This window comes from Bacillus cereus group sp. BfR-BA-01441, assembly GCF_022663075.1.
Lineage (GTDB): Bacteria > Bacillota > Bacilli > Bacillales > Bacillaceae_G > Bacillus_A > Bacillus_A cereus.
In genome coordinates this window covers 19,077-27,223 of record NZ_JAKUEU010000070.1, presented here as the reverse complement: position 1 = coordinate 27,223, position 8,147 = coordinate 19,077, and the positions used below count along the sequence as shown (strand labels likewise).

Below are 8,147 nucleotides of genomic sequence, written 5' to 3'. Positions count from 1 at the left end.
GTGGAACTAACTGTGAAAGATAGTAGAGGAAAAGAAAGTATAGAACAGACAAAAGTTACTGTAAAACAAGATCCGCAAACAGGCGGGTCCCTTGAAGAAGAGAAGATACTCTCGTTTAATACGCTTGTAAAAGGAAATCTGGTTACTCCTGATCAAACAGATGTTTATACGTTTAATGTTACAGATCCAAAAGAAGTAGAGATTTCTGTGGTAAATGAACAAAATATTGGGATGACATGGGTACTTTATCATGAATCAGATATGCAAAATTATGTAGCTTGTGGTGAAGATGAAGGAAATACTATAAAGGGAAAATTCGTAGCGAAACCAGGGAAATATTATCTGAATGTGTATAAATTTGATGATAAAAATGGTGAATATTCACTATTAGTAAAATAAATTCATTTCCGATATGTATACGAGAGTTGTATTTTAGGAGGAGTCTGTCACGATAGGCTCCCCCTATTTTTTTATTTATAAGGATGAAACTAAGCTTCCAACCTGTGTTCCGATTGGGAGGCATACAGGTGACACTCCAGGATTTAGTACTTTTGCTGAAGTACACTTGACGGAGAACGCATGCTTGTTATCAGGTTTGAGTAATACGAAAAGCGCTAACAGTCAGGATTCTTCTTCCATTTGGTGAAAAGGAAAAAATTTCCACATAACAATAATTTCTCAAGTAGAATATTTTGTTATGTGGAAAATAAAGTAAAATGAATATTTACGTTATAGAAGAAGCGCTGTGAAATATTGTTTATATTAAGATTTTTTGTATATTTCAATAATTAATTCTATTGGCTTTCATTCCAATCAAAAAACTGTCATAAAAAAAAGAGGGGGAAGACATTGTTTGCTAAAATTTGTTTGTAAAAGCTTTTAACCTGTTAAGAGCAATCCTAAGGTAGACTATTAATTTCTTTAATAATTTTTGCTTTCCTTTAGTACTTGGCATAATGCATTAAAAAGTTTAAATTTTGAAAGGAGAATTTGACATTTTATATATATAGTATTTTTTATTGTATTCCTAACCATTCAAAGAGAAGGGGATGTGATTAAGGTGAATAATACATATAATGAAAAGACGCATACATTGATTAAACAATTATTAAAAAAGTTTTCACCAAAAGTTCCTGGCTTTGCATATATGGCCAGTTTTGATAGCGGAGTAACGTATAAAGGTGCAGTTGGCTTAGCTTCTATAGAGGAAAATCTACCGATAACCACAAAGAGCGTTTTTAATATCGCCTCAGTTTCTAAACAATTTACAGCGTTTTCTATATTACTCTTAGAACAAGAGGGAAGATTGAGTTTAGATGATTCAATTGTAAAGTTTGTCCCTTCTATAGGAACATATGCTGAACCAGTAACATTGAGGCATCTAATTCATCATACTGGCGGACTAGTTGATTATATGGAATTGGCTCATGCAGAAAATATTAAATTTACTGATATATTAACTGTGGAACAATCGCTAAAACACCTTAATGGTCATCAAATTGCAAGGTTCCCTGTTGGCACAAAATTTGAGTATAGCAATACAGGATATTTTTTATTGTCATTGGTGGTAGAGAAGGTAAGCGGGAAGTCTTTACGTCAGTTTGCAAAAGAACGTATTTTTGATTCTTTAAATATGAAAGACACAACAATTGTAGATTGCTAGCCAACTACTATATCAATTGCTAGGGGGTATTCAAAGAATGAACAAGGAGCATATATGGTCTATGAAAGCCCTTGGGAACATACAGGTGATGGGGCAGTTCATGCAACAGTCGAAGACCTGGTAAAGTGGGGAGAAAATTTAACTACAGGTACCGTTGGCGGAAAAGAACTTGTTAAAAGAATGAGCGAAATAGGTCCGGAAATTTCTCCAACTGGGGAAACGATTATTGACAATGAAGATTATGCTTTTGGGCTAAGGCTTGCAGAAGGTTTTAACTGTCGATACTTGGAACATTCAGGTAGCTGGGCAGGTTATCGTTCATACTTCATGCGGTTTCCAAAAGAATATTTGACTGTTGTAGTACTAAGTAACTATGATGGATTTGACTCTAAAAAATATGCTAATGAAATAGCAGGAATTATTTTAGAAAAGTAAAAAATAGGGTGTAGAAGAGTATCTGGATTTGGTTAACCACACGTTGTTTTAGGGTGTAATTGATTTTGGGAACGGAAGGCAGGCATATATTTATGCCTGCCTTTTTTGTATTAAAATGAACATAGATATTAATTTTTTTGTAAATATGGAACAATGTCATTACTTACACTGTCTATTAAGCGTTAAAACATTTTTTATTAAATAAATTACGAAAGGAATCATCATTTTTAACTAAGGGAGAAGATTGAATTGAAAAAATTATGGATGCTGCTTTTCGTTTGTTTCGCAGTTTTGTTGGTAGGATGTAATAAAAACGAACCACCAAAACAAGCATTTGAAGAATATATCAATTTATGGAATGATAGAAAATTTGCAAATATGTATGATCATTTATCAGACCATGCCAAAAAATCGATTTCTAAAAAAGAATTCACAGAAAAATATCAAAAAATCTATGAGGGGATTGGAGCTAATAATTTAAAAGTTAAAATGAAAGGAGAGAATACGAAAGATAAAGAGCTTTTTCTTTTTGAAGTTAAGATGGATACGGATGTAGGACCAGTTTCATTCATCCATGAAGCAAAACTTGTGAAAGATAAAGAGTCTTGGGAAATAGATTGGACACCAGACTTCATCTTCCCAGGTATGAAAAAAGATTACAAAGTACGTATGCAAATAGAGCAAGGAAAACGCGGAGAAATATATGATCGAAATGGAAAAGGGCTTGCAACGAATGGTAAAGCGACTGAGGTTGGAATTATTCCAGAGAAACTAGGCGAAACAGCAGCGCAAACGAAAGAAATAGTAGCACAATTACTTGATATGTCTATAGAAGAGGTCGAACAAAAGCTCACAGCGAAATGGATAAAACCAGACTCCTTTGTACCAATTGGCATTTTAAAAGAGGGAACTAGACAGAATGATTATATTGAATTAGAAGGAGTTTCATCTCACCCAGTAAATATTCGTACGTATCCATTAGGTGAAGCAGCGGCACACTTAACTGGATATATAGGAAAGGTGAATGCGGAGGAGTTAAAATCACTTCAAAAACAAGGTTATCAAGCAGATGATTTAGTAGGTAAGACTGGTTTAGAGAAAGTGTTAGAAAATAAATTGCGTGGTGAAAAGGGTGGACGCGTATTTATAGAAGATGAGAAGGGGAAAGAGATTAAAAACGTAGCAAAAAAAGAAGCAAAAGAAGGAGAAAATGTTACGTTAACAATTGATGCTGCAATTCAAGAAAAAATCTTTAATGAGATGAAAACTGAAGCAGGGTCTAGTGCAGCGGTCAATCCTAAAACAGGTGAAACAATCGCACTTGTAAGTAGCCCTGCTTATAATCCAAATATAATAGTTAGAGGAGCATCGAAAGCCCAACGAGAAGCATGGAGTAACGACTCGAAACTACCAATGACGAATCGCTTTACACAAGCATTTGTACCAGGTTCCGTATTTAAAACGATCACAGGTGCAATTGGTTTGGAAACAAACACAATAAATCCGAAGGAAGAATTTAAAATTCAAGGATTGAAGTGGACAAAAGATTCATCTTGGGGAAATTACTATGTAACGCGTGTAAAGGATGCAAGTCCAATTGATTTTGATAAGGCAATGAAGTATTCTGATAATATTTATTTTGCTCAACAAGCTTTGAAAATGGGAAAAGATCAGTATGTAAAGGAATTTAAAAAGTACGGATTTTATGAAAAATTACCAATCGAATACGAATTTCCTATTTCAATCATTGCAAAAGATGGGATAAAAAACGATATTCAACTAGCAGACACGGGCTATGGACAAGGACAAGTATTAATGACGCCACTTCATTTAGCATTAACATATGCACCGATTGTGAATGAAGGGAATATTCCGTCGCCACATCTTTTAAAAGAAGCAAAAGTAGCAGGGAATTGGAAAGAAAATGTGGTTTCTAAAAAGAATCAAGAAATATTAAAGAGTGCATTAATCAAAGTCATTAATGACCCTGATGGTGCAGGGAGAATTGCAAAGGTTGATGGTGTAACGCTTGCTGGTAAAACTGGTACAGCAGAACTGAAAGAGTCGAAAGAAGCAGACGGAAAAGAACTGGGATGGTTCGCAGCTTTCGATGCAAATGCGCCAGACATGATTGTTACAATGATGATTGAAGATGTAAAAGGAAGAGGGGGAAGTAACGTTCCAGGTGAAAAAGTAAAACATGTATTTCAGAAATAATACTTAATTATAAGGTGAATTTTTTGACTACATTTATTACATGTTTGCTTAACTCAAAGATATAAATTGGGGAAAATATAGAGCAATGAAATTTCAAAAAAGCATTCTTTCTAATCGAGAATGCTTTTTTGTTGCGACTCTAGAAAGTTAATACCTTATCTTAATTTTCATTTCTGAAAAGTTGGCATTGCTAATGGTAAATAGAAGAGTATAGCAAGTTGAAATGGACAAGTGGAGTGTTACGTTAAATTCAAAAAACAGATTTTCATGAGTAGAATTTTATCATTGTATGCTTTACTTGTTTTTTAGTAGTATTATTCTGCTTGAAAAAAGATAAACAATGGAACAAATGAAACTTGTATCTTGTCTATATATTGAAACCATAATAAAAGTGAGGGCAGTTTTTATGTTTATTCAAATAAGTTTGAGGTGTGGAAATGGAACAGACGTTTATTGAAAAGTGTAATCATGATGAGCTGGACTATGTTATAAAAGACTATTGGCAAGATGTATGGAATTATTCATTTATTATTACGAAAGATCCACACTTATCAGATGATATCACGCAAGATGTATTTATAAAGGTGTTTAAAAATTGGAATTCATTTCGAAAGGAGTCATCTATTAAAACGTGGATTTTAAAAATCACAAGAAATACGGCAATAAACTATTTGAAATCCTCCTATTTTAAAAGGATATCTTTAATAGGATTTTTTAGTGACGATAAGCAATCCCTGTCAGCAGAACAAGAATTTTTTAACCAAGAAGAGATGAATGAGGTGTGGAAGGTTGTATTAAAACTACCTAAAAAGCACCGTGAAATAATTATATTGGACGCAAAATATGAATTATCATATGAAGAAATGGCTGAAACATTAGGAGTATCCATTGGAACTGTAAAATCGAGATTAAGTAGAGCGAGAAGTAAGGTTTCAAAATTAATAGGGGAGGGTAGTAGTGATGAACAATAAACAAAATCCTGACTGGTATAGAAAAATAAAAAAAGGCCCAATGGAGAATCGTAAAGATGAAGAAGAATTTATTTCTAAAATAAAGCAGTCTATATACGAAAATAATGAAGTGGATTTTGTAAAACATAAAAGACCATTTCATAAAAAAGCATTACCTATTGTAGTTGTTTTAGTTTGTACAATGTTATTTTTCATTGTTCAACAACCTTGGCTTGATGATAATAAATCACCAGTACAAAGTAGTACTCAAATTAAGCCTAAAACAAAAGATGAGTCTGCTCAAGATCCATCATTAAAACAATTTATGAATGAACTATATCAAAGTACGAACTCAAAAAATGAAAATGACTTGTACAAAGCGTTAAATGATGAAGTTCTATTCAAAGGGAAGAGTTATAAGAAGGATGAACTGAAGTTTGATGAAGATATTTTTCATGAGTTGCAAGTCGCCCTTACAATGGGGGGAGAGTTTGCAAATGATACAAAAAAAGTATACAAAGTACCAAGTGGATTGACAGAAAGTAACCAACCAAAGCAAGCACATTTTATATATGCAACTGTTACTGGAAATAAAACAAAAATTTTAGCAGAACCAAAGCGAGAATCACAAGTTTTATATGAAGTATCTAATGAAATGGTAAAAGCTTGGATTCCAGAAAAAGTGCAGAATGATGGATATATAAAAATATCGACAATTAACGGTAATACTGGATATGTACAGAAAGAGTACATTTTAACTGATATTAAATATTCATTTATGTTCGAAAAGAATAATGAAGGTATATGGAAAATAATAAATATAGATTCTATATGGTAAAAGAGGAAGGTTCACTTTAATGAACCTTCCTCTTTGTTTTTATTCTCTTTTTGAAGAGTATTCCAGTACTCTAAAATTTCTGATGTAACGAGAGCGGCAATGTTTTTTTCGGAATTACTGCCAGGAATAACGACAGAAACGGCAATTTGTGGATCTTCAGTAGGAGCATATGCAATGAAAAGAGAATGATTTATCATTCTTTCTTGCTCATTCGGAAAACCTGTAATACCTGTTTTACCTGCGACGTCAAAGGGCAACTTTTTAATTTCCTCTATATTTTGACTCATTCCACCTTGTACGACACTCCAAAAGTTCATCGGGTAACGATTTGAACTTTCTAAAATTGGTTTAAACTTTTTTGTTTCCTTACCGTCCGGACTAATAATTGCACTTACAGTTTGAGGTTTATATTTATCACCTTTACTTGCCAAAGTTGCTGCATATTGAGCGAGTTGAAGAGGGGTATGAACTTCATTTCCTCCCCAAGAGGCGTTTAATAAAGCGGAGATTCCATTTTCAAACTTATTAGATGGATGGAATTCATATTGTCCGTCTTCTTCAAAGGGTAAATCAATCCCGGTTTTAGAACGTAGGCCGAATTGCATTAAATAATCTGTCCATATATGTGCCACTTTTTCTATATTCCCATTATTTTGGTTGAATAGGGGCAGAGCTACTTTTGCTGTCATAAATGTGTTAGATGAATTAATGATAGCCTGCCTCGGTGTAATCTCACCTGTTGGCGTTCCAGGTGCATTCGTAATGTTATTTTGATTATCATACTGAAAAGTCCCTTTATCTAAATAAGTATCTTCGGGTTGGAAAAGCTTTTCGTTTAATCCAATTAAAATAGTGAGTGGTTTTATAGTAGAAGCCATATTTACATAAGATTCACCATACTTTAATTTTTGAATTGCTTTATTTTGCGAAAGAGAGTTAATGTTTTCTTTTCTAGAAGATACACGTGTATTTAATATATTTGGATCAAAAACTGCCGTGTTGGCCATAGTTAAAATTGCGCCAGTTTTTGCATCGCTTACTACAGCATAACCAGCTTTAGCATCAGGTGTTTTCTTAATTTGAGATCTTAATGCTTCTTCTGCCTTTTGCTGCAACTCAGAGTCTAAAGCTAGCCGTACATCTTTACCTTTTTGTACTTTTTGAATATTCCATAAGAATTTTTTATTATTCAATTTAAAAATAAGAGTTTTACCTGGTTTTCCTTTTAAATCATTTTCATATTGCAGCTCAATCCCGCTTTTTCCAACAGCCTTATGCTTTGAATTAAGGTCATTTTCTACATACCCAATTACTTGTGAACCAATTTCGTGTTTAGGATAATATCGAATCCATTCATCTTTAATTATTACATTATTGGGTTTGTTTTTGTTTATGAATGCAAGTTCATTCTCAGTTATATCAGAGTATAACGGTATATCATTCATAGTCTGCTTTTTACAAGATTGTTGTAATTGAGATTTTATGTTCTCTGTAGAAATATCATGTTGAAACTGGCTTGAAAATTGATTAAAAAAAGCTAATGTGTTTGATGTATCTTGTTTCGATAGCTTTTCGTCATTAGAAGTGCAATATAGAGACTTAACTTTTTTATTTGTAGCTAGTATTACACCATTTTGATCAAAAATCTTTCCTCTTTCAGCTGAAGAAGTTGCGATAGTAATTGAAATGAAGTTGATTTTTAATAAAATTAGTAAAATCAAACCTACGATAGAAAAAACCGCAAAAAATCTCCATCTTTTTGTATGTAACATATAACCCTCCCTTATGTAGCCTATTTCATCTTATATTTAATTATTTTTTTTGTAAATGTGGAACAACTGTATTGTTTAGGTTGTCTATTAAGTATTACAGCATGAAGAAAGGAATAATTAGCATGAAAATTTACTAGCAAGTTTATATGTAAGTTTAATAAGAGTCATTATACAGTTTAGCACTTCTCATGCAAGTGGCAAAAAAATAGAGAGAAAACAGGAAGGGAGAGTTATTAATTCCGTAGCTAAACGAAAAGGAATGGTTGCTTACA

At 32.9% G+C, this 8,147-nt stretch carries 5 protein-coding genes and 1 pseudogene; 5 read left to right on the top strand and 1 reads right to left on the bottom strand.

Annotation, left to right across the window (positions count from 1 at the left end; translation table 11 throughout):
- The 5 genes and pseudogenes from MR107_RS22975 to MR107_RS22955 form a co-directional block, all read left to right on the top strand.
- Window positions 1-399, top strand: a 399-nt coding sequence (locus MR107_RS22975; protein WP_242292742.1) for a PPC domain-containing protein, incomplete at its 5' end; no start/stop codon positions are given.
- Between the two features lie 661 nt (window positions 400-1,060).
- Window positions 1,061-2,098: pseudogene (locus MR107_RS22970) on the top strand (serine hydrolase domain-containing protein).
- Window positions 2,099-2,347: 249 nt separating this feature from the next.
- The gene (locus tag MR107_RS22965) at window positions 2,348-4,315 is read left to right on the top strand and encodes a penicillin-binding transpeptidase domain-containing protein (protein WP_000737758.1); all 1,968 of its coding nucleotides are present in this window, start codon (window positions 2,348-2,350) and stop codon (window positions 4,313-4,315) included.
- A 437-nt stretch (window positions 4,316-4,752) separates the two neighbouring features.
- Entirely contained in the window at window positions 4,753-5,286 is a 534-nt protein-coding gene (locus MR107_RS22960; protein ID WP_000438330.1) for an RNA polymerase sigma factor, read from the top strand.
- Window positions 5,276-6,103 (top strand): SH3 domain-containing protein, encoded by an 828-nt coding sequence (locus tag MR107_RS22955; RefSeq protein ID WP_242292741.1) that lies wholly within the window; start codon window positions 5,276-5,278, stop codon window positions 6,101-6,103. Before MR107_RS22960 ends, MR107_RS22955 begins: the two co-directional genes overlap by 11 nt.
- An 11-nt stretch (window positions 6,104-6,114) precedes the next feature.
- Here MR107_RS22955 and MR107_RS22950 read toward each other — a convergent pair whose 3' ends face one another.
- A complete protein-coding gene (locus tag MR107_RS22950; RefSeq protein WP_242292740.1) occupies window positions 6,115-7,875 on the bottom strand; it encodes a peptidoglycan D,D-transpeptidase FtsI family protein in 1,761 nt (586 codons plus the stop codon).
- Window positions 7,876-8,147 lie beyond the last annotated feature (272 nt).

Excerpts from the sequence above, each read along its gene's own strand:
- MR107_RS22950 (WP_242292740.1), bottom strand. The coding sequence starts at position 7,875 with ATGTTACATACAAAAAGATGGAGATTTTTTGCGGTTTTTTCTATCGTA.
- MR107_RS22955 (WP_242292741.1), top strand. The coding sequence starts at position 5,276 with ATGAACAATAAACAAAATCCTGACTGGTATAGAAAAATAAAAAAAGGC.
- MR107_RS22960 (WP_000438330.1), top strand. The coding sequence starts at position 4,753 with ATGGAACAGACGTTTATTGAAAAGTGTAATCATGATGAGCTGGACTAT.